This window comes from Nonlabens sp., assembly GCF_965657255.1.
In the GTDB taxonomy this organism is placed as follows: domain Bacteria; phylum Bacteroidota; class Bacteroidia; order Flavobacteriales; family Flavobacteriaceae; genus Nonlabens.
The window spans coordinates 19606-41090 of the sequence record NZ_CBFHNM010000003.1; the positions used below are offsets into that span (position 1 = coordinate 19606).

The following is a 21485-nucleotide window of genomic DNA, read 5'->3' on the forward strand; positions in this document are numbered from 1 at the left end:
AAAATAGATTGTTCTAATTTATCGGTATTTGGTGTATTTCAGTTTGCCCGCCATGAGAAACGTGCATGACATAAGTACCAGTGGTCAAATGAGAAATATCAAACGAAGTCCCTAACTCATGATGAGAAATGTTCAAAACCTGATTACCACTAAAGTCATATAATTGAATACTCACAAAATAGGTACAATGGGTTGTTCCACCTACATCTGCAATGCCATCACTACATGCCTTGGTATAGAATGTCCATTGTGGATCTTGAATCATATCTATTGCAATAATGGTTCTCGCTGGTACAGGAGAAATAATGAAATTGTTACTTACGATATTGCTTGAACTTGTGGTAGAGCAGTCGTTACTGCAACCGTCTATATCTTTTACAAATTCTACCCATTCTGACCATCCACAAGCATTTCTAGCTCTAACTTGAAATCTAAAAAGTTCATTACAATTAGGGTAAATGCCTACGGTATTATCTCTTCCTGTTCTTTGATCTCCATCCCAGTAAGCTATAGATGTAGGTAATTTTTGCATTTCAATTTCATCCACTAAATCAAATCGTTCTATCCCATCTATTCTTAATGCTACCAGATCACAAAAATTATTAGGTGGATAAAGAGATAAAAAGGTGCCCGAATCAATTTCAGTAACAAAGGCATGATCTAAATTAGGAGTACCCACATGAATTTGACGACCGAAGCCTTGTGAAGGACCCACACTATTACTGATATTAACTTGTATGTAACCTACTCCATTTGAAAGTGCTTCCACTTGTGCAGAGTATCCATTTTGAGAAACTATTCTTAAATTATCGCTATGTACTATATAAGTAGGAGCACTTGCCACTTTACACTCATCTTCAAACCCTATAGTAACAATATCACCTATACACATGGTTTCTGGACTTGAAAACTAGCAGTATCAATAGGGAAAACTGGAGCTAAAACATCTCCAACATCCAAGGCAAAATTACCTAGTAACCAATCTATACTTTTTTGATTAAAACTAACATGCTCCGTATTTAAACTCTCACCGTAATAACTGTCAAAAGGTGTTAGGGTATTTGACTCGCAAGTTAGATTAAAACTTAAAGGATTGCTCCAATCTTGATCTGGATTTAAATGAGCCATAGCTGAAAAAGTAGGTATGAATGAATTGATAGGGTTATTACCGTCGCTAAAACGGTATTCTCCGCTTGCATTTGCTCCAAATAAATGAAGTTGCGAGTAAAGAAAACCTTGAGCAGAAGGTAAAAGGGAATGTGGTTAACTGTATTAAATGGTGGTGGTCCACCTTCAATAGAACTTTGAATCTGACCTTGAACATCAAAGTAACCACCTGAAACATTATCCATGTTCCCTCTAGTATTGAAGTTAGGCGCTTTAGTCACTTTTTCAGAAGAACGAATATTAGAAAATCCAGCGATTTTCTTATCAGAACTTCCTGATGAAGGCATAAAATGTGAATCTAAACTAGCTACTTGAACTCTAAATACTATATTTCCTATAGGTAAATCAATTTTAACTCTTGCATGAGCAGTTGCATTAAAAACACGCTGGCTATCATTTCCAAAATGATAAGCTCGCTCATTTTCTACATAATCTGTTAGAGTACTACCAGATAAAGAACCATTTACTACGGCAAGATTAACAGTTTTTAAAGGAAAACCATTGGAACCTGGAACCCCATTGTTGAACTGGTTGTTATAATGTGTCTGAAAAAATTCATTACCACGATCTTGAGAAAAACCTTGTGAAATAGTACTTGCATTGAGTAGCGATTGTTGTACGTTTTTACTACTAGGTAATTGATTGCCAAAGAAATCTACCATTTTAGGTTGATGAAATTCTATTAATTGCTGCCTAGAGGCTGAGCTAGCAAGTTCTTCTTCATAAAATTATTTTGCAGCAGCAGACTCGCCGCTCAATAAGTAAAGTAAAGCCTGATCTCCTAGAGGTATATTTGCTCCTAAATGTGGACTGTCAAAACTGACATAGTGAGATACATTGTGATCCCATTCTTCGTCACCAGTTAACTCTTCTTGTTTTTCCATATAAGAAAGGGCATATTTTGCAATCTGACCACCCATACTAGGACCTATGAGTTTTATTTGGGCGTCGCTACCATTATCCACCAGTAGAGCTTTAGTTTTCTGTAATAATTTAACCAGTGCAAAAGCATTGCTTTCTATATAATAAGCTCCACCGTCTATAGTAACCTCTTCTGGGTCAACTATTGGAGTGTTTAAATCATCTGTCTTGTAAGTAGGGTGATTAACAATAATAACATCAAAGCCTTCTGTTCTTAAGGTTTCTAATGCATTTCCGTCGTCTCCATTACTCAAAGTAAAATCCTGCAAATCGACAATACTATCATAATTAATACTGTCAAAATTATTATCACTGTCCATATTGCCACTTATACAATCGGCATCATTTTCACAATCGCAATCTTCAATTTTACGTTTATCTCCTGGGTCAAAACCATCTAATAGGATAATAGGATTATTCACTATTCCAGTAGAGTTATTATCTGCAAAATAGGTGCGGTATTGAGTTTTTGCTTTAATGGTTGGATCTCGATTAGGATCTGATGGATCTTGATTATAGCCTTGAAAAGAAATATCAGCCTGTAAAGTATCATTTTTTGTAGTTCCTAATCCTTGTGTACCAGCGCACAGCAATCCGATACTCTTTTGTAGACCTTGCATTTTCTTAAAATATAGCGTAGAATAAGTAGTAAGCGAACTGTTATCTTCATAAGTAACTTGATAAGTAGCGGTTTTTATACCGTTAATAGCATAAGGAACTGTAATAATTTGAGAAATAAGTTGTTGATTAGTAATTAAAGTTCGTTAACGCTATCACCAAAATCTGCGGATAAAGTCTTGATCTTTTGTTGCTGATTTTGAAACAAATAATTGATATTGAGCTTATAGGTAACATCGTTTCCTTCAACCGCTTTTTTCAATGGTGAAATAACTGTTGTATGTAAAGTGTAAAAAGGCACTTTTCCACTTATTTGTGTAAATTCATTATCCTCTTCATTATAAAGCAAACCACCTGCCTGTTCATTATCTAAATTGTAATTTAATAACTGAAAATCAGTATTTAGTATTCCAACAGGAACGATATTATTATTATTATCCTGTTCTAATTGATTATCTAATTGATCTAGAGAGGTAAATAGATTCTTATTACTCGCATTATACATTTCCAGTAATGCTTGTCTAAAGTATCTGTTATTAGCCGTATCAAAAACCCTCTTCTCTATTAAAATTATAGAGATTGGCTAATTGTAATGTACGTTCATAGATAATACCACTGTCACAGTAGTTTGGTTGACATTGACCAGAGCATCATCAAGTGTTTTTTCTTGATTTTGTGCCGTGGCGTTGCATAAGGATAGTGCTAGCCCTATGCTAAGAATAATTCTTTTCATAAATTTGAATGTTTAATGGTTAATAAATAAGAGTGTTGCTGTTAAGCATTTATAGACTGCCGTTGCTGCGGCAGTCTTTTTAATCCCAGTTATGTTGTTGTGAGCTAAATGCTTCTAAATCGAAACGTCCTCTACTAATTTGTATAGTGTCTGTCACATCATCAAAGTTTATTAACTTAACATGGAATGTGCCTGAATATATATTTGATTCATTCGGTATAAATTCTCTATTTGTAACTTCAACATTACCAGAATTTTCGAAAGAAACATAATTTTGATAGCCTACTTCTGAATTTTTCCAAAATCTTCCATAAATATAATTATGATTTGGTCCATCTAATCCACGTAAGCCAGTAGCTGTTTTAACATTGTAATAACCTTCATTTAAAACAAACAAATTTTCCAAATGAATGAAAAGTGAACCAGTTCTATCGCTCTTTCGATCATAAACATGAAATTCGAGATTTTCATTTTCTGTTTGAACAATTCTAAGTCCCTTATTATCACTATTAATAGTACTTCTACCATCCCTAGGTCTAAAATATTTTCCACCAACCAAACAGCCAAAGGTATTTTCTCCTGTCATGGTTATAGGCGGTAATAAACTTTCTTGAGATGGTGCATCGTCGCTGTCGCAAGCAATTAATAAACATAGCGATAGGATTATAGCGAAACCGCAATAAATGCGGTTTGACAAATCGTTGAAAAGATTTTTCATAATCATAAGATTTAGAACTTTACAAGGATCTTCTGTCAAAATAAGTCTTTTGAAAATAATAAAACTAAAACAAACCTTTCTCTGCCGTTTCAAACCCTTCGTCTACTAAATGATTTGATTTATCCAGCGCTGCATTCACAGCTAGCGCATCACATCGTTCATTGATAGGGTGATCGTTATGCCCTTTTACCCATTGCATCTTAGGTTGCGTTCTATTGTAAACCTTTAGGAATCGTTTCCATAGATCTGGATTCTTCACATTTTTCCATTTGCGTTTGATCCAGCCGGCCATCCAGTTTTTATTGATCGCGTCACTTACATAGCGGCTGTCTGTGTAAACCGTTATAGCAACTTTATGATCTGGTTTAATTTTTTCTAATGCTTCAATCACGGCAAGTAATTCCATACGATTATTAGTCGTTTTACGATAGCCTTGAGAAAACTCTTTTTTAAAATTTTTTCCTACCGCAATCATTACGATACCATAGCCACCAGGACCAGGATTTCCTCTAGAAGAACCGTCCGTATAAATGTGAACTTCTTCCATTACTTCAATAATTCTTCAATGGTGGCAGCAAAATGTTGTTGTTCTAAATTATGAATTTTGCCGGCAAGATCTTCGGCAGTATCATGTTGATCAATTGTACAGCTAGCTTGCTTAATAATCGCTCCTTCATCATAGTTTTCATTTACATAATGAATGGTTATTCCACTTTCTTTTTCTTTATTTTCAATCACAGATCGGTGTACATTCATGCCATACATGCCTTTTCCACCATAATTAGGTAGCAATGCAGGATGAATGTTGATAATTTTATCAGGATGGTCTTCGATTAAAAAACTTGGAATTTTCCATAAGAATCCCGCCAAAACGATCAAATCGGGCTGTTCTTGGTTTAAAATAGATTGTATTTGTCCCGCTTTCGCGAAAGCGTACCTATTAAAACTCATGGCAGGGATACCAGCTAGTCGTGCTCTTTCTAACACATATGCTTGAGGTTTATTAGATAAAATCAAAGAAACTTGAATGGAATTAGAGTCTACAAATCTATCCATAATTGACTGAGCATTAGTACCATTACCGCTAGCTAAAATTACTATTTTCTTCATAAAAATTAATGGCAGGCTTGTTGTAAACCGTGAGTTGAGTTAGTTCATTATACATCAATAAATGAAATTGCAAGTTAACTCAAATGACTAAAACATTGTACGATACCATTTCCACCTCAAAATAATTACATAAAAAGCACTATTTCCCTTTCTACTTCATTTTTGAAAGAAACCGTAGCGATGGCTATGCTTGATTTCAATAACTCGTATAAAGACAAATATTATCTTTTTATTTTGTAGTTATTTTAAACTAGAAACGGTATTAACGCAAAGTTTGTTATTTTTGCGATTCATTTAAAATTAAAATTAGATTATTATGTCAGACATTGCATCAAGAGTAAAAGCAATTATCGTAGACAAATTAGGTGTTGACGAGAACGAAGTTGTAACAGAAGCAAGCTTCACAAACGACTTAGGCGCAGATTCACTCGATACAGTTGAGTTGATCATGGAATTTGAAAAAGAATTTGATATCCAGATCCCAGACGATCAAGCAGAAAACATCGCAACTGTAGGTCAAGCTGTTTCATATATAGAAGAAGCAAAAGCGTAATACTATTTTGAGCTTAGAAATACTTTTAAAGATCAATTCATGATTTTTTGAGGTATTTTTAAGCTCTTTAAGTATAAAGTAAAATTACACATGGAATTAAAGCGAGTTGTCATTACAGGAATGGGTGCCCTTACTCCTATAGGGAATAACCTAGAGGAATATTGGGAGGCGTTAAAAGCTGGTAAGAGCGGTTGTGCTCCTATCACATATTTTGACACAGAACATTTCAAGACAAAATTTGCTTGCGAGGTGAAGAATTTTACGGTTACCGATTTTATAGACCGCAAGGAAGCTAGACGCATGGATCGATTTGCCCAGTATGCACTGGTAGCAGGAGATGAAGCGATAGCAGACTCTGGACTAAACATGGATTCTATAGATAAATATAGAGTTGGTGTCATTTGGGGTGCAGGAATAGGTGGTTTAGAAACTTTCCAGGAAGAAGTAAAATCGTTTGCAGCCGGCAACGGCGTACCACGTTTTAATCCTTTCTTTATACCTAAAATGATTGCAGACATAGCACCGGCACATATCTCTATAAAGTATGGATTTATGGGACCTAACTACACAACTGTATCTGCGTGCGCTTCTAGTGCAAACGCTATGCTAGATGCTGTCAATTATATTAGACTAGGACATTGTGATGTGATTGTAACTGGTGGCTCTGAAGCTGCTGTTGCACAAGCTGGAATGGGTGGATTTAATGCTATGCATGCCTTGTCTACTCGCAATGAAAGTCCAGAAACTGCAAGCCGCCCTTTTGACGCAACCAGAGATGGGTTCGTTCTAGGAGAAGGCGCTGGCGCACTAGTTTTAGAAGATTATGAATATGCAAAAGCTCGAGGTGCAAAAATCTATGCCGAAGTTATAGGTGGTGGTTTCTCTAGTGATGCCTATCACATTACAGCACCAGATCCAGAAGGACGTGGTGTTATAGCTGTAATGAAAAACACATTACAAAATGCAGGTATCAATCCTGAAGATGTAGATCACATCAATACTCATGGAACTTCTACACCATTAGGTGATGTTGCAGAGTTGAATGCTATTAAGGCTGTTTTTGGAGATCATTCATCAAATATCAGTATTAATTCTACAAAATCGATGACTGGTCACCTTCTAGGTGCTGCAGGAGCGATTGAATCTATAGCAAGTGTAATGGCGATAAGAGAAGGAATCATTCCACCTACTATCAACCACACTACAGTGGATGAAAATATTGATCCATCATTAAGATTAGTTCTTAATCAACCAGAACGTAGAGAAGTAAATATTGCTCTTAGTAACACGTTTGGGTTCGGTGGTCATAACTGTTGTATTGCATTTAGAAAGATCTAACCAGGTCTTTTAGTTTTATGAATAGAATTAGCAAAATATTTAAATCTCGCAGTAGTTCTTCTACCAACGGGACTTTATCTAATGCAATTAAAAAAATAACTGGCTTCAAGGCTCAGGATATTTCTATTTATGAAACTGCTTTTACCCATAAATCAATGGGATTAAAAACAGATAAAGGTTTTCCTAAAAGTTATGAGCGTCTTGAATTTTTAGGAGATGCAATTCTTGGTGGCGTGATTGCCGAGTATATTTACAATGAAGTTCCTAGTGGTGATGAAGGTTATCTCACAAAAATGCGTTCTAAAATAGTAAGTAGAGAACACCTTAATGAATTAGGTGTAGACTTTGACCTTATCAAATATGCTCAAACACAAGTTCCTACTCGCAATTTTGGTGCAAATATTCATGGCAATTTATTTGAAGCACTTGTAGGAGCGGTTTATCTAGATCGAGGTTATGTGGTTTGCAAAAAATTCATCTGTAAAAAAGTCATTGAACCATACGTAGATATTGAAAATTTAGAAGGAAAAGTCATCTCTTATAAAAGCCTTCTTATTGAGTGGTGCCAGAAGCATAAAAAGAAGTTTGACTATCACACTTACGAAGATACAGGTGCTGATGAAATCAGGCATTTTGCCGTTAAGTTATCCATTGATCAACGAGTAATTGCAAAAGCTCGAGCAACCTCAAAGAAAAAAGCAGAAGAGAAAGCTAGCAAACGTGCCTTTTTTGCTTTACAGGATAAGTTTTAAACATGGTAGATTATAGTATATCCTAATGTTTTTTCGCTTTCGCGAAAGCGAAAAATTGATAATCTGATAATTATACCTTAAACTACTATCGTTTTCGTAATTTTTTACCTTTATTTAAAGTTAATGCTCAGTAAAATTGCTCCTAGTATTCTTAAATTAGCAAGGTTAAACATTTTTAAATGGCGGTTCACAAATTAATAGATTGGGAAGTTGAAGAAGAGCCATATATATTGATTGCCATACATTCTACTACAGAACCTTACAGAATGGCTTACATGATAAACAAGTATTTACAGGTAAGTTTTAGCAGAACTAATACGGATCAAGATGTTTTACAACAAGCCTACACTGCAAATTATCCAGTGTATAAATACTTTAATAAAGAGGAAAATGCGGCTTTTTATTTGATACCAAATAAATTTTGGGGTATATCAAATCAAGAAAATGCTATGACAGGTTTGTTTGATTCTACTGATTCTAAAATAGTGAAAACCTTACTGATCAAAGAATATGGAACCGTTGATTTTTTACTCAAAATTGAAAAAGACGAAAATCATTTTCCACTTAAGAAACTAATAAACACATTAGGGGAAATACCCCAAATAATAAGTGCCTATCAAATAGACACTTTTAAAATAAAACAACAAGATTATTTAATATTTGAATAATGCCAAACACTAAAAAAACTAAAATCGTTGCAACTCTAGGACCAGCAACTTCTACAAAAGAAGTTTTATTGGACATGATGAAAGCAGGCGTAAATGTATTTAGAATTAACTTTTCTCATGCAGACCATCAAGGAGTAAGAGAACGCGTACAAATGATACGTGATATAAATAAAGAATATGGATTTGCTACTGGTATTTTAGGAGACCTTCAAGGACCTAAACTGCGTGTAGGCGTTATGAAAGAAGAGGTAGTTGTAAATCCTGGTGATCAAATCATCATCTCTACAGGAAAACCTTTTAAAGGAACTGCAGAACGTGTTTATATGAACTATGAGCATTTTCCTAGGGATGTAAAAGCTGGTGAACGCATTCTTTTAGATGACGGTAAATTAATGTTTGAAGTCATATCAACTGATGGTGTAAAAGATGTTGTTACAAAAGTTATTCAAGGCGGTCCATTGCGATCTAAAAAAGGGGTTAACCTACCACAAACTGAAATCTCTCTTCCTGCATTAACAGAAAAAGATGTAGTAGATGCCATATTTGCTTGTGAACTTCAAGTAGACTGGATGGCCCTATCTTTTGTACGTCACAGTCGTGATCTGATGGAGTTACAAGAATTGATCAAAGAACACTCTGAGCATAAAATTCCAATTATTGCAAAAATTGAGAAACCAGAAGCAGTAGAAAACATCGATAAAATTGTCGCCTATTGTGACGGATTAATGGTAGCTCGTGGAGATTTAGGTGTGGAAATTCCTGCACATGAAGTTCCTTTAATACAAAAAACTTTAGTTCTTAAAGCAAAGAAAGCACGTATTCCTGTCATTATCGCAACACAAATGATGGAAACGATGATTACTAGCCTTACTCCTACTAGAGCTGAAGTAAATGATGTAGCAAACTCTGTAATGGATGGTGCTGATGCTGTGATGCTATCTGGAGAAACGTCAGTAGGACAATATCCTGTTCAAGTAATTGAAAAAATGGCGAGTATTTGTAAAGCTGTGGAAGACAGTGAGTTGATTTCAGTCCCTTACTCTGCACCACACATTAAAACTAAAAGATATATTACTAAATCTGTTTGTTATCACGCTGCAAAAATGGCCGATGAAATGGACGCAAAAGCCATTACTACCATGACTAATTCTGGTTACACAGCGTTTCAAATTAGTGCCTGGAGACCAGATGCACACATTCTTACTTTCACCAGTAATGAACGTATATTGACGCAACTAAGCTTACTTTGGGGTGTAAAAGCATTCCTTTATGATCGTTATGTTAGTACTGATGAGACTATAGAAGATGTCAATAAGTTTGCAAAGGATAAGAAATTTGTAGAAAAAGGAGACTTTTTAATCAACCTTGTTTCTATGCCTGTTGCTAATCAAGGAATGGTAAATACCTTAAGAGTATCTGAAGTAGAATAAGAAAATTCCAAAAAAGTGACTAAAACCGCTTGTTATTTAAACAAGCGGTTTTTTTTGATCATTATATAATCATTAAACGGAATACGCCTGCTCAAAAGCTATGTAATGGCATAATTTACCTAGATCATTATAAATAGGAAAGGCGTGAGTTTCACAACCGTATGGATTGCCACTACTATCATAGTATACAAGCCTGCTGTGAAAAGGTAACTCTTCATCGATCGCAATTGTTGATAAAAATTTACAGTCTGAATTAGTTTGTTCACCATGTGCAAAATTTGCAGTTCTACCTAAAACCTCTTCTGAACTGTAACCTGTCATTATCTTAATATTAGAAGAGGCCGCACAGATTCTTAACTTGTGATCTACCAGAATGATACTGTATCCTTTAAAATGAGTATATCCATCAATGAAGTACTTAAAATGCCAATTATTTTCAAGCGCTATCTTATCAAGATTTTTAAAAATTGTTACTTCTAGATCCCACAATAATAACTTTACAATATCCCAAGAAAGCAAAGGAGTGGTTTTGATTTCATTCTCGATAATAGTAAATTGTGAATCTTGAAGCCTCATGAACTTACAAATATGTACTATTGTAAGAAAAAACAACGAATAAAACTGTTAAACTTTTAGAAAGAAAAACCCAATTGAACCTCAACAAAAGATTCTTTCTCTTCAACTGTTCCGGTATTTAAATTACTCAAAGTAATTCCTAAAAGGCGTACGCTTTCACGAAAACTTTCTTGCTCCATAAGCTCTACAGCAGTATTTAAAATTGGTTGCTTATCACGTATAAAATAGGGCAAAGTCTTACTCCTAGTCTGTGTTTTAAAATCTCTATATTTGATCTTAAGAGTGACTGTTTTACCGGATACATCAGATTTTGCAATACGTTTTTCAATCTCTTCAGCAATTTGAATCAGTCGCTCTTTCATAAAAACTTCACTCGATATATTTTCAGAAAAAGTGCGTTCGGCACCAAGAGATTTTCTAATTCGATCTGGTTTTACTGGGCTTTTATGAATACCTCGTACGATTTTATAGTAATGACTACCACTTTTACCAAAACTCTCTACTAAAAACTCTAGAGACTTTCTTTTCAAATCTTTTCCAGTAAAAATCCCGAATTGGTACATCTTCTCTGCCGTTACCTTACCTATTCCATGAAATTTGCGGATTTCTAGCTCTTCTAGAAACTCTATAATTTCTTCAGGCACGATGGTTTTCTGACCGTTAGGTTTGTTATAATCACTAGCTGTTTTAGCAATAAATTTATTTACTGATATTCCTGCACTTGCCGTAATTCCTGTAGTCTCATATATGCGCCTTCTTATTTCATAAGCGATGATCGTTGCACTGGGAAAGTTGTATTTATTCTCAGTAACATCCAGATAAGCTTCGTCTAAGGAAAGCGGCTCTACAAGGTCTGTATAATCATGGAAAATCTCTCTTATCTGCGCAGATACCTCTCGATATCTATCAAATCTAGATTTTACAAAAATAAGATCTGGACACAAACGTTTTGCCGTAACGCTGGGCATCGCACTGCGCACGCCGTATTTGCGAGCTTCATAACTAGCTGCTGCTACAACACCACGATCACTGCCACCACCTACAGCAATAGGTTTACCACGCAAGTCTGGATTATCATGCTGCTCTACAGAAGCATAAAACGCATCCATATCAACATGTATAATTTTTCTATCTGCCAGTTCATGCATACTTCAAAATTACTACCTTTCACAAAGAAAACGATATACATTAACATACTTCTCAAATGGGTTTTAGAGCCATCATCATCGGTGCAACAGGATTAACAGGTAACATTTTACTCAATCAATTAATAGAAGATTCTAGATATGATGTGGTAGTTACGCTTTCGCGGAAGCGAATTGAAAACAATCACCCAAAACACAAAAATCACTTAGCTGATTTATTTGATTCTACAACCTATCAGGAGCAATTAAAAGGCGATCATTTATTTATTTGCACAGGAACGACGCAAGCCAAAACGCCTGATAAAGAAACCTATTATAAAATTGAACACGATTTACCGCTGCAAGTTTCTCAAGTGGCTCTAAAAAACGGAATTCAAAAAGTAATTGCCATCTCGGCTTTAGGAGCCAATCCAGATAGCAGCTTTATATACAATCGTGGCAAAGGAGAAATGGAACGAGATATAGAAGCATTAGGATTTACCGAATCCTATTTTGTACAACCGGCTTTAATAGGTGGTGATCGAGAGGAAAAACGATCCTTTGAAAGTGCTTGGAAAAAGTTTCAAAAACTCATTGACCCATTATTAATCGGCTTCCTGAAAAAATACCGCACTATAGAACCAGAAACCATTGCAAAAGCGATGATTTATGTAGCTGTAAACGGTTATGATAAGGTAAGAATTGAAAGTGATGAATTAAAAGAGATCGCTATAAGTCACCAATCCTAGAAATTCGCCTAAGCAAATTATCTAGGATCTTATTAACATGAACGCATTTGTTATTAAATACAAGATCTAGACAATGCCAATTAAAATAGTTGGCTTATAAAATCTCAAAAACTTTATCAAATGAAACACTCATAAACTCCTTTCCTTAGCAAAGGAAAGGTGGGCAAAGCGAACGGTAGAGAGCTGTGGTCGGATAGGATCGATACGATATTAAAAACAAATTTAATTGACTCAAACATACAACCAACAGATCCCAGATAAATTTGGAATAAGCCGTTCGTACTTATTAAAATTATGAAACGCTAAATTTTCTGGGATGACAATCTTTTCAAAATCCTATCTTGCATAACAATTGAACCACCCATGACAGAAATAGAACGCAAATTCCTTCTTAAAACAACCGATTTCCTTAAAGACGAAGCTGGAAAACGTATCACGCAAGGTTATGTATCCACAGATCCCGAAAGAACCGTTCGCGTGCGAGTAAAAGGCGATCAAGGTTTTTTAACCATAAAAGGAAAATCAAACGACAGCGGTCTGTCTCGTTATGAATGGGAAAAAGAAATTACTACTCAAGAAGCTGAGGAACTTTTGCAACTCTGTTTACCAGGCGTGATTGATAAAACCAGATACGAAGTCAAAATAGGACAACATATCTGGGAAATAGACATCTTTCACAGAGAAAACAACGGCCTTACTCTAGCTGAGATCGAGTTGCAGTCTGAAGAAGAAGTCTTCTCCCTACCAGATTGGATCGGTAAAGAAGTTACAGGTGACAAACGTTATTATAACTCTTATATCAGTGAGAAGCCTTTTTGTAAGTGGTAAAATATCACTCAAAAACCACATAAATCCGCACATCATTCCCATCTTCATCAACCGCGGTAATGAGTCGTTTTCCTTTTTTACCAGAAATAGCAAGTTCATGAAAGTTTTTGGTAGCTCCTAGAAACTCATCATCCATATACCAATAAACTTCCGTATCACTTTTTATATGAGCGATTTCAAAAACAGCGCTATTTTGCTCGCCTTTTACATTTTTAGTTAAAGTAATTGTAGTATTGTGTTTTGGTTTAATAAAACGCATCACATCATCTGTGGCAGGAACGCAATCTGCTCTGTAATCAGGCAAAGTCTGATAACTAGGATTAGATCGTGCATAATAATAAGACATGACTGGCGGCAGCGTGAACCATGACTCTGTAATTATTTGAGATGCCGGTTCACAGTCGGCATTCACTTGATAAGTTTTTGTGGCGTCCAGATTGATGGCTTTATGGTACGGACACGAAGCAAATTTTTCTCCTACGGCTGGAATATATTGATGAATAATTTCACACAATGGCGTTGCCAGATAGCCTGATTGTACGCAGGTTTGTACTTCTAGCATATCGTCATAAGGTGGCGCAAACCATTGTTGCGTAGGCAAGCGATTGAATAAATCAAAAAGTACCGGTGCAGCGCTGTCTATTCCGGTCATTTCAGCACGTCCTTCACCGTCGGCATTTCCTGTCCAGACGCCTATGATGTATTTTGGTGTTACGCCTATCGCCCATGCATCGCGATTTCCAAAACTCGTTCCTGTCTTCCAGGCTATTTCTCTATCAGGATTAAAAAAGTGCCAGATTTCCTCACCTTCTGGTCTGTTGACCATTTTCATCGCTTCAAATGTGTGGTAAATACTTCCTGCACCATAGATAGATGGTTCTAAAGACCAGTTTATTTGCTTATTGTTTCTGGCGGTTTCCGCTTTCGCGAAAGCGAGATCAAAACTACTATCGAGATAACTCAATCGATTCATAATCTTTGGATCATACTGACTGCTGTTCTCTGTGTAAAGTTCTAAGGTTTTGGCCATTCCTAAGTAAGCGCGGCTCATGTCCCAAAGGCTGCTCTCGCCACCGCCGATTATCAAGCTTAATCCATAAGTGCCTGCACCACGATTGAGGTCAGAAAGTTTTAAATCTTGCAATTTATTGTAAAATCGCGGTACGGTATGCTCGCGTAGCAGTCGTACCGCAGGAACATTTAAAGACCTAGATAAAGCTTGAGAAGCTGGAATCGCTCCTGTATATTTCTTATCATAATTCTCTGTAGAAAAACCGTCGATTATGGTAGGCGTGTCTTTTACAAGACTGTGCGGTAACAACTCTCCATCGTCCAGCATCGCAGCATATAAAAAAGGCTTCAAAACGCTGCCTGTAGAACGTGGTGCAGTGATAATATCTACATCTTTGCTGTGTTCTCTAGTTGTAGGCGCATTTCCCACGTAAGCAGCAACGGTTTGGGTTTTTACGTTCAGAACCAGCATGGCAAGGTTGTTCACTCCATTTTGTTGTAAAATTCTGTGATGATTTTTTACAATACGATTCACCGTTTCCTGCATTTCATAGTCTATACTGGTGCGCAGTTTTTTTGTGCCGTATTCCTTGTTAGCTCGTTGCAGTAAATGTGGCGCCAGTTGCGGCACTCTAAAATCTTGAGTTGGCACGTTTTCAGAAATGGCGAGTTCGTAATCCATTTCTGTGATGATGTTTTCCTCTTTTAATTTGAGCAAAACCTGATCCCGTTTTTCTTTAAGTAAACTTTCTCGCTTTCCAGGATATATTAATCCTGGCGCATTAGGTAATACAGCTAGCGTAGCACTTTCTGCCCAACTTAATTCATGAGGTTTTCTGCCAAAATAACGCCACGCCGCCATATCCAGACCGATCACGTTACCACCATAAGGTGCATGGCTTGCATATAGTTCAAGAATCTCTTCTTTAGAAAGCCGTATTTCCAATCGCGTCGCCCAAATCAGCTCTATAAATTTCTCATAATAGTTGCGGTCCTTTTTGCGCGCTAGTCGAATTACTTGCTGCGTTATCGTACTTCCACCACGAACTACTTTTCCAGCCGAGATATTATCTGCCAGTGCTTTTCCTATAGAAACAGGATTAAAACCGGGATGGCTGTAAAAATGGGCATCTTCATACTGCAAAAGACTTTGTTTATAACGATAGGGAACAGAGTCTACAGCAGGAAAACGCCACTGTTCATCTTTTGCAATATGTGCATCGAGTAACCTGCCATCCTTACTTTCTATAACAGTAGAATAAGGAACATCAAATAGTTTTTCTGGTAAACATACTGCATACCATACGAGCAAAATCGTTAGGACGCTGAGTTTGATTTTATGTTTAAAGAGCAATTTTTTCACTGCTTGAATCTACGGATTCTTTGAGTTTAAAGAACGTGAAAACCTCCAAATATTTTATCATAAGGGGCGGAATTAATTCCGCCCCTTATGATATTGAGATCATTGAAATAATCTTCTTCCCAAGGTTATTACCTTCTTTCTCAAAAACCGGTATTTTCAACCCAAATTCTTCAGCGGCTTTTTGATAATAAACTTTACGGATTTCATGAGGTTCACTGATCCCATGAATCACAGGAGCATCGATTTCTCCAGTGATCACTTTCGTAATCAGAGAATTCACATGATCACGAGTGACTAGATTTACTGGCGCGTCAGGATTTTTAATTCCGCTTTTACCAGCCAGCATTTTAATAGGATGGCGATCTTCTCCTATCAAACCACATGGTCTAATAATAGTTGATTTTTGTGCCATCTTTCGTATTCCTTCTTCAGCTGCGATGATTTTTTTACCGTTATTACTTATGGCATTAGGAAGAGAATTCTCGACGTATTCTGGAATATCTTTTCGATCCTCAAAAACAGAAGTGGAAGAAATAAAAATGACATGAGGTATTTCATAGACCTGTACAAATCGCATCAACATTCTTATGCGATAGGCAAAATCACTTTCTGGATTCTTGCGCAATCCTGGTGGAATATCAATAACAAGTGCGTCAAGATGTTCTAGAAAGCCCTGTAAATCACCATAGATTTTATTTTCGGTAATATCTATTTCAAAGGCTTTGATCTCATTTTCCTGAAGGTTTTGGAGCTTTTCTGAATTTCTGGAAGTTCCTCTTACTTGATAGTTTTGCTCTTTTAACTTTAAAGCAAGGTCATAACCTAACCAGCCACAACCTAAGATACCGATTGTTTCCTTACTCTGCATTTGGCTCAACTAGTTCGTAGGTTACGTCATCATTAGGTTGTCTGAAATCTTTTGATAGCTTTAGAGTGCGTTTTCTCAACACAGCATCGTTTAAGACAAAAGGCATTGACATCTGGTCCAGAGGTCTTTGTGAGACATTAAATTGTTCTTGTTCTAGTAGATCAAATGACGCTGCATATAAAATGATTTCAGGCTCTGTTGCCGCATCAAAAGTCAATTCCATTTCTAGTGGTGCGTTTTCTTTCACGTAATAACTTAAGAATCGGTTGCCCCATCGGTTTGCAAATGGCTTTTTTGATTTGCCGCTAGGCTGTATTTTTAATCCGTTTACTACCGCTTTTTCAAATTCATATTTAGAATCTGCAAAAACTTCATATCTATGTACATCGCTCTCGCTGGTGACTTTAAACTTTACTGTGCGTAAATCATTTACAGTAGAATCTGCAACTAATTCCAGAGCTACTTCTGGTAAATCTTGATAGATGGTTTTTGCTGCGTAAGTGAATCCTGTACCGTATTTTGAATCGATGGAGTTGGCATTTAACTCCTTTGCCTCTTTAGGGTTATCGCCTAGTTTTTCTTTCGTCCAATCTGACAATGCACGATCATAGGTTGCCCATTGTGCGGTTTGATCGTCTTGATTTTGAACGTAGATCAAGCTGGTAGGTTTGGGTTGGGTTGGTGAGAATTCCGCTTTCGCGAAAGCGAAACACAAACAAACTATAGTCACCACTAAAGAACCAAAGGCCAGCAATCCTTTCTTGCGATAATGTCCTAGAATAGGAATGAGCAAACCAAACAAAAGCGCACTTAAAACAGCAGCAACAAAAAGAATACTCATTCCCAAAGCCACTGGAAACGCTTTAATAAACGGTGCAAAAACAAAAATTGCAGGACCAGCGAGCAACAATAATAAGATGTAGCTAGGTCGTTTTTGATAAATATTGAGCCATAACATGATCAAACCAGCAAATAGCGGAATCAAAAAGAAACCTGCGCCGCCCAAATAAACATCAGGAATTAAACCGCCATCGCCTACTGGAAAGGCTATCGCTAAACTTATGATCCATAACAAAATTAAAGGCGCCACGCTTAAACTGGCAATGCGATCACGGTGGTAAAATTTATGGTACAAGAAAAAGGAAATGGTTACCGCTGCAAAAGCAGATGCTGCGATCATCCAGTAGCCGTTGTAAGGAAATACAGGATTCATGTCCACAAAAAACTCATGGTTTTTAACAGCTAACCAGCCGTAATTACTAAGTAAATAACCAATTACTAAACTCCCCAGAAAGGGAATGAAACCACCAAAAAGATGTTTTAAAGTAATGCGTCTTTTACGTATTCCTAAAAAGATCAAAAATAAAAGCAATACACCACTAACTATGATCATTGCAGCCAGCCAGCTGAATGGAAAACTGACCATTTTTACAATAGGTAATGGAAAGTAAACCAGATCATCTCCTTGAGCTACCATCACACGATCTGTCATATCAAGATTGCTGAAATGATGTAACAACGGCATTAAATATGAGCCTTGATGTGCAAGCGTATTGCGGTCTAATCGCTCATAGTTGTCCAGTTCTGTATGGTAATCATAATGATCGCCTATAAAAGCAAAATTCAATCCGTTGATATCACCATCTTGTCTAAAAATAGTCAAGTCAGTATCATTAGGGATCATTTTGTAAATACTATAAGCAAGCGAATTTGCCACAGGATAATCTGTTCCAGCTGCCATGAACTCTTCCATGATTTTGCGGTTACCGCCATTAGTTTCTACCAGAACATAACTAGGTCCACCACTACCACGAGCTTCAAAATTGAGTACAAAACCTATATTTTTTGCCCAAGGGTGCTTGTTTACAAAAAGGCTGGCACCATTTAACCCTAATTCCTCACCATCGGTAATGCAAATAATGATATCATTTTTGGGTTGTTTATTAGTAGCAAGAAATGCGCGTACGCTTTCTAAAATAGTTGCCACGCCGCTGCCGGCATCGCTGGCTCCTTTACTAGAATGTGGATCACTATCGTAATGTGTTAATAATACCAAAGCTTTATTTCCTTGCTCAGAACCTTTAATGCGAGCGAGAATATTTTCTGGTTGAGACATATTACCATTCCAGCTGATGTCATAGCCTTTTTGAGTAGTAACACTCATTCCCATTTTCCGAAATTCTTTTAAGATATAATCTCTCACCTCATTGTGCGCATCACTTCCTACATAATGAGGTTTCATAGAAATAGCTTTCACATGTTTTAGTGCACGAGCTGTTGACCACTCTGTTTCTGGTAGATTATCTTTCACTTCAGAAGATGGCGTCTGACCATGAAAAGCATACCAAATCATTAGTATAATCGCAAGAAATGATAGCGCTGATGTAAAGTGAGATTTTGGTCTCATATGGTGGAGATTTTTGGTAAGTCGTGAAAGTTAAGGAAAATCCTGAAACCTTTCTCTAACTCTGAATGGTAGGTTTCTTTTGAACTTGAATATAAATTTAAAATTGAAGTTGATGGTTGATAAACAACTGACGGATAATTCTAAAGGTAAAAGCCCTGAATCTATATTCCAGCACTGCAAAACCTTTCCGTCTTTGCCTATATCGAGTCAAATCCACCTTTCCTTTTTAAGGAAAGGAGTTTTAATTTTGATATTCACATAGCGCTCGTAAATTAATTTTAAAAAGATTCTAGCAGATTCCGCAACGAGTGTGGAATGCTCCATTTTCATACAAGACCATTATCATCTTCTCAATTAAAATCTTACCTTTGTAACTTACTAAAATCACAATTTGAAACTCAACCCTAAAGAAATAGAAACGGCTCAACTTCATGGCATTATGCTAGGTGCTGTGCAGCCACGCCCTATTGCTTTTGCTAGTACAATTGATGAAAATGGAAAGGTAAATTTATCGCCATATTCCTTTTTTAATGTGTTTAGTGCAAATCCACCAGTGATGATATTTTCTCCTGCACGACGTGTTAGAAATAATACGGTAAAGCATACTTTATTGAATGCGAGAGCTACTGGTGAAGTAGTGATCAATATTGTAAACTACGATATTGTTCAACAAATGTCTTTGTCCAGCACAGATTATGCAGAAGGTGTAAACGAGTTTGAAAAGGCTGGTCTTACTGCTGTAAAAAGTGATATCGTTGCGCCACCACGAGTAGGTGAAAGTCCGGTGCAATTTGAGTGTAAAGTAAAAGAAATCGTAGAACTAGGTCAAGAAGGTGGTGCTGGAAACCTCATCATTTGTGAAGTGGTAATGGTTCATGTAAATGACGCCGTTCTAGATGCTGATAACAAGATTGATCCTTTTAAGATTGATACTGTTGCGAGAATGGGTGGCAACTGGTATTGTCGTTCTAAGGAAGCAATGTTTGAAGTGGCAAAACCGCTATCTACTTTAGGAGTAGGCGTTGATGCATTGCCAGAACATGCTAGAAATAGTGATATTCTTACAGGAAATGATCTTGGTAAGTTAGGAAATATTGAAAAGATCCCAGAGAAGGAAGAAGTGTTAGCTTTCGCGAAAGCGGAACAACTATTCAACCTCTCTACAACAGATAAACACAATGGAGCAAAGGAGCTCATCGCAAGAGGAGAAATCCTGAATGCGTGGAATTATTTATTATTATAGACTATGGAAGTACAAGGAAAAATTAAAGTTATCGGTGAAACAAAGTCCTTTGGGGCGAGCGGTTTTCAAAAAAGAGAATTGGTAGTAACTACAGAAGAGCAATATCCACAGCATTTGAATCTAGAATTTGTTCAAGATAAAACAAGTTTATTAGATGCTTTTCAAGTAGGAGATGCGGTGAAAGTAGGAATCAACCTTAGAGGTAGAGAATGGACCAGTCCACAAAATGAGGTGAAATACTTCAACTCTATAGTAGGTTGGAGAATTGAAAAAGTAGGTGCACAAGCTCCAGCAGGTGCTCCAGAAGTACCACCATTTGATGAGTATGAACCAGTTTCTAACTCAAAGAATGAAGATCATGATGATTTACCTTTTTAACACAGAGATTTATTGAAATGTTTATCAAAGCAGCAGTTTTTCTTGCTGCTTTTTTGCGTTTAATTATTCCTAAGTGTAGACTTATGTCCGCACCTTTGAATGGCGATATCAAAATAATAAAATAAAAAATCCCGACTTTCTCAAGATCGGGATCTCCTAAATTAATAGGCTAGTCTTCAAACAAACTCAAAAAAAAGCAATGATGAAAATAAATTTAAATCTGAAGACCATTCAAAGATTGCTAATTTTGACGTTATTACCAAACTTAATTACCTATTTCTCTTGTATTTACTAGACGATTCTTTATTTTTTCCAAACCCTAACAATGCGCCCGATCATGGACTTGCAGCAATAGGTGGTGATTTAAGTGTAGACCGGTTACTGCTTGCTTATAATTCAGGCTATTTTCCATGGTATAATGATAGAGAACCTATTTGCTGGTGGAGTCCTGATCCACGTATGGTTTTTGATTTAAAATCTAACCAACCTATGCGTATTACTAAGTCTATGAGACAAAGCAAACGCAATCGAGGATATGAAGTCAGAGAAAACACTTGTTTTAAAGAAGTGATGAATCATTGTGGCACGGTAAAACGCAATGATCAGGACGGCACCTGGATCAATGAAGATATGCTTAATGCTTATTCAAAACTTCATGATTTAGGCCATGCAAAAAGTATAGAGGTTTTCAAAGACAATGAATTGGTCGGTGGATTATACGGAATTGATGTTCCTGAGAAAAAAATATTTTGTGGTGAAAGCATGTTTTCGTTAGCTACAGATGCTAGTAAAATCGCTTTCATGTACCTAGTACAAAAGTTGCAACAGCTGGATTACCATCTTATAGACGCACAAGTTTATAACGATCATTTAGACAGTTTAGGTGGTGTAGAAATGGATCGAGAGGCGTTTTTGAGTTATTTGAAATAA

Annotated in this window: 23 protein-coding genes; 10 read left to right on the forward strand and 13 right to left on the reverse strand. The window is 36.5% G+C overall.

Features of this window, described 5'->3' with window-relative positions; translation table 11 throughout:
• Positions 1 to 13: 13 nt before the first annotated feature.
• The 8 genes from ACTF54_RS04320 to purN all read right to left on the reverse strand — a co-directional run bounded on the left by ACTF54_RS04320 (position 14) and on the right by purN (position 5267).
• Entirely contained in the window at positions 14 to 892 is an 879-nt protein-coding gene (locus ACTF54_RS04320; protein ID WP_438968827.1) for a T9SS type A sorting domain-containing protein, read from the reverse strand.
• Entirely contained in the window at positions 883 to 1128 is a 246-nt protein-coding gene (locus tag ACTF54_RS04325; RefSeq protein ID WP_347196829.1) for a hypothetical protein, read from the reverse strand. The genes ACTF54_RS04320 and ACTF54_RS04325 overlap by 10 nt, the downstream gene beginning before the upstream one ends.
• Positions 1116 to 1829 (reverse strand): hypothetical protein, encoded by a 714-nt coding sequence (locus ACTF54_RS04330; RefSeq protein WP_438968828.1) that lies wholly within the window; start codon positions 1827 to 1829, stop codon positions 1116 to 1118. Before ACTF54_RS04330 ends, ACTF54_RS04325 begins: the two co-directional genes overlap by 13 nt.
• Positions 1830 to 1895: 66 nt before the next feature.
• The gene (locus ACTF54_RS04335; protein WP_438968829.1) at positions 1896 to 2708 is read right to left on the reverse strand and encodes an alpha/beta hydrolase; all 813 of its coding nucleotides are present in this window, start codon (positions 2706 to 2708) and stop codon (positions 1896 to 1898) included.
• Between the two features lie 134 nt (positions 2709 to 2842).
• Positions 2843 to 3211, reverse strand: a complete 369-nt coding sequence (locus tag ACTF54_RS04340; RefSeq protein ID WP_347196832.1) for a hypothetical protein — start codon at positions 3209 to 3211, stop codon at positions 2843 to 2845.
• A 307-nt stretch (positions 3212 to 3518) separates the two neighbouring features.
• On the reverse strand, positions 3519 to 4157 hold the full coding sequence (locus ACTF54_RS04345) for a hypothetical protein (RefSeq protein WP_438968830.1): 639 nt from the start codon (positions 4155 to 4157) through the stop codon (positions 3519 to 3521).
• 64 nt (positions 4158 to 4221) lie between these two features.
• Positions 4222 to 4704, reverse strand: coding sequence for a ribonuclease HI (gene rnhA, locus ACTF54_RS04350; protein ID WP_347196835.1), 483 nt, complete (start codon positions 4702 to 4704; stop codon positions 4222 to 4224).
• Complete coding sequence (purN, locus tag ACTF54_RS04355) at positions 4704 to 5267, reverse strand: phosphoribosylglycinamide formyltransferase (protein ID WP_438968831.1); 564 nt, start codon at positions 5265 to 5267, stop codon at positions 4704 to 4706. Before purN ends, rnhA begins: the two co-directional genes overlap by 1 nt.
• 316 nt (positions 5268 to 5583) lie before the next feature.
• Here purN and ACTF54_RS04360 point away from each other — a divergent pair, with 316 nt between their 5' ends.
• The 5 genes from ACTF54_RS04360 (at position 5584) to pyk (ending at position 10008) form a co-directional block, all read left to right on the forward strand.
• The gene (locus ACTF54_RS04360; protein WP_015361896.1) at positions 5584 to 5820 is read left to right on the forward strand and encodes an acyl carrier protein; all 237 of its coding nucleotides are present in this window, start codon (positions 5584 to 5586) and stop codon (positions 5818 to 5820) included.
• A gap of 90 nt (positions 5821 to 5910) precedes the next feature.
• A complete protein-coding gene (gene fabF, locus ACTF54_RS04365) occupies positions 5911 to 7158 on the forward strand; it encodes a beta-ketoacyl-ACP synthase II (protein ID WP_347196511.1) in 1248 nt (415 codons plus the stop codon).
• A gap of 17 nt (positions 7159 to 7175) precedes the next feature.
• Positions 7176 to 7910: a ribonuclease III gene (gene rnc, locus ACTF54_RS04370; RefSeq protein WP_347196510.1), complete on the forward strand. Its 735-nt coding sequence runs from the start codon at positions 7176 to 7178 to the stop codon at positions 7908 to 7910.
• A gap of 179 nt (positions 7911 to 8089) precedes the next feature.
• Entirely contained in the window at positions 8090 to 8578 is a 489-nt protein-coding gene (locus ACTF54_RS04375; RefSeq protein ID WP_347196509.1) for an IPExxxVDY family protein, read from the forward strand.
• The gene (gene pyk, locus ACTF54_RS04380) at positions 8578 to 10008 is read left to right on the forward strand and encodes a pyruvate kinase (RefSeq protein WP_347196508.1); all 1431 of its coding nucleotides are present in this window, start codon (positions 8578 to 8580) and stop codon (positions 10006 to 10008) included. Before ACTF54_RS04375 ends, pyk begins: the two co-directional genes overlap by 1 nt.
• A 72-nt stretch (positions 10009 to 10080) precedes the next feature.
• Here pyk and ACTF54_RS04385 read toward each other — a convergent pair whose 3' ends face one another.
• Both ACTF54_RS04385 and dinB read right to left on the reverse strand, forming a co-directional pair.
• Positions 10081 to 10584 carry a PAS domain-containing protein gene (locus ACTF54_RS04385; RefSeq protein WP_347196507.1) on the reverse strand — a complete coding sequence of 168 codons (504 nt, stop codon included), beginning with the start codon at positions 10582 to 10584 and terminating at the stop codon, positions 10081 to 10083.
• 56 nt (positions 10585 to 10640) lie between these two features.
• Positions 10641 to 11732, reverse strand: coding sequence for a DNA polymerase IV (gene dinB, locus ACTF54_RS04390; RefSeq protein ID WP_347196506.1), 1092 nt, complete (start codon positions 11730 to 11732; stop codon positions 10641 to 10643).
• A 56-nt stretch (positions 11733 to 11788) separates the two neighbouring features.
• Here dinB and ACTF54_RS04395 point away from each other — a divergent pair, with 56 nt between their 5' ends.
• Together ACTF54_RS04395 and ACTF54_RS04400 are read left to right on the forward strand one after the other, a co-directional pair.
• The gene (locus ACTF54_RS04395; RefSeq protein WP_347196505.1) at positions 11789 to 12457 is read left to right on the forward strand and encodes an NAD-dependent epimerase/dehydratase family protein; all 669 of its coding nucleotides are present in this window, start codon (positions 11789 to 11791) and stop codon (positions 12455 to 12457) included.
• 363 nt (positions 12458 to 12820) lie between these two features.
• Positions 12821 to 13285 (forward strand): CYTH domain-containing protein, encoded by a 465-nt coding sequence (locus tag ACTF54_RS04400; RefSeq protein ID WP_347196504.1) that lies wholly within the window; start codon positions 12821 to 12823, stop codon positions 13283 to 13285.
• A 4-nt stretch (positions 13286 to 13289) separates the two neighbouring features.
• Here the strand turns inward: ACTF54_RS04400 and pbpC are convergent, their stop codons facing one another.
• From pbpC to ACTF54_RS04415, 3 genes are all read right to left on the reverse strand, one after another.
• Positions 13290 to 15659, reverse strand: coding sequence for a penicillin-binding protein 1C (gene pbpC, locus ACTF54_RS04405; protein WP_438968832.1), 2370 nt, complete (start codon positions 15657 to 15659; stop codon positions 13290 to 13292).
• Between the two features lie 85 nt (positions 15660 to 15744).
• Positions 15745 to 16527, reverse strand: a complete 783-nt coding sequence (locus ACTF54_RS04410) for an NAD(P)H-binding protein (protein WP_438968833.1) — start codon at positions 16525 to 16527, stop codon at positions 15745 to 15747.
• Positions 16517 to 18934, reverse strand: a complete 2418-nt coding sequence (locus ACTF54_RS04415) for a M28 family peptidase (protein ID WP_438968834.1) — start codon at positions 18932 to 18934, stop codon at positions 16517 to 16519. The genes ACTF54_RS04410 and ACTF54_RS04415 overlap by 11 nt, the downstream gene beginning before the upstream one ends.
• Positions 18935 to 19325: 391 nt before the next feature.
• On the opposite strand from ACTF54_RS04415, the gene ACTF54_RS04420 reads away from it, so the two are divergent.
• From ACTF54_RS04420 to aat, 3 genes are all read left to right on the forward strand, one after another.
• Complete coding sequence (locus ACTF54_RS04420) at positions 19326 to 20177, forward strand: flavin reductase family protein (protein ID WP_347196500.1); 852 nt, start codon at positions 19326 to 19328, stop codon at positions 20175 to 20177.
• 3 nt (positions 20178 to 20180) lie between these two features.
• The gene (locus ACTF54_RS04425; protein ID WP_347196499.1) at positions 20181 to 20555 is read left to right on the forward strand and encodes a DUF3127 domain-containing protein; all 375 of its coding nucleotides are present in this window, start codon (positions 20181 to 20183) and stop codon (positions 20553 to 20555) included.
• A 282-nt stretch (positions 20556 to 20837) separates the two neighbouring features.
• On the forward strand, positions 20838 to 21485 hold the full coding sequence (gene aat / locus ACTF54_RS04430; protein ID WP_438968835.1) for a leucyl/phenylalanyl-tRNA--protein transferase: 648 nt from the start codon (positions 20838 to 20840) through the stop codon (positions 21483 to 21485).

Coding starts and splice junctions, on each gene's coding strand:
- ACTF54_RS04320 (WP_438968827.1), bottom strand. CDS start 892: ATGTGTATAGGTGATATTGTTACTATAGGGTTTGAAGATGAGTGTAAA.
- ACTF54_RS04325 (WP_347196829.1), bottom strand. CDS start 1,128: ATGGCTCATTTAAATCCAGATCAAGATTGGAGCAATCCTTTAAGTTTT.
- ACTF54_RS04330 (WP_438968828.1), bottom strand. CDS start 1,829: ATGGTAGATTTCTTTGGCAATCAATTACCTAGTAGTAAAAACGTACAA.
- ACTF54_RS04335 (WP_438968829.1), bottom strand. CDS start 2,708: ATGCAAGGTCTACAAAAGAGTATCGGATTGCTGTGCGCTGGTACACAA.
- ACTF54_RS04340 (WP_347196832.1), bottom strand. CDS start 3,211: ATGTATAATGCGAGTAATAAGAATCTATTTACCTCTCTAGATCAATTA.
- ACTF54_RS04345 (WP_438968830.1), bottom strand. CDS start 4,157: ATGAAAAATCTTTTCAACGATTTGTCAAACCGCATTTATTGCGGTTTC.
- rnhA (WP_347196835.1), bottom strand. CDS start 4,704: ATGGAAGAAGTTCACATTTATACGGACGGTTCTTCTAGAGGAAATCCT.
- purN (WP_438968831.1), bottom strand. CDS start 5,267: ATGAAGAAAATAGTAATTTTAGCTAGCGGTAATGGTACTAATGCTCAG.
- ACTF54_RS04360 (WP_015361896.1), top strand. CDS start 5,584: ATGTCAGACATTGCATCAAGAGTAAAAGCAATTATCGTAGACAAATTA.
- fabF (WP_347196511.1), top strand. CDS start 5,911: ATGGAATTAAAGCGAGTTGTCATTACAGGAATGGGTGCCCTTACTCCT.
- rnc (WP_347196510.1), top strand. CDS start 7,176: ATGAATAGAATTAGCAAAATATTTAAATCTCGCAGTAGTTCTTCTACC.
- ACTF54_RS04375 (WP_347196509.1), top strand. CDS start 8,090: ATGGCGGTTCACAAATTAATAGATTGGGAAGTTGAAGAAGAGCCATAT.
- pyk (WP_347196508.1), top strand. CDS start 8,578: ATGCCAAACACTAAAAAAACTAAAATCGTTGCAACTCTAGGACCAGCA.
- ACTF54_RS04385 (WP_347196507.1), bottom strand. CDS start 10,584: ATGAGGCTTCAAGATTCACAATTTACTATTATCGAGAATGAAATCAAA.
- dinB (WP_347196506.1), bottom strand. CDS start 11,732: ATGCATGAACTGGCAGATAGAAAAATTATACATGTTGATATGGATGCG.
- ACTF54_RS04395 (WP_347196505.1), top strand. CDS start 11,789: ATGGGTTTTAGAGCCATCATCATCGGTGCAACAGGATTAACAGGTAAC.
- ACTF54_RS04400 (WP_347196504.1), top strand. CDS start 12,821: ATGACAGAAATAGAACGCAAATTCCTTCTTAAAACAACCGATTTCCTT.
- ACTF54_RS04410 (WP_438968833.1), bottom strand. CDS start 16,527: ATGCAGAGTAAGGAAACAATCGGTATCTTAGGTTGTGGCTGGTTAGGT.
- ACTF54_RS04415 (WP_438968834.1), bottom strand. CDS start 18,934: ATGAGACCAAAATCTCACTTTACATCAGCGCTATCATTTCTTGCGATT.
- ACTF54_RS04425 (WP_347196499.1), top strand. CDS start 20,181: ATGGAAGTACAAGGAAAAATTAAAGTTATCGGTGAAACAAAGTCCTTT.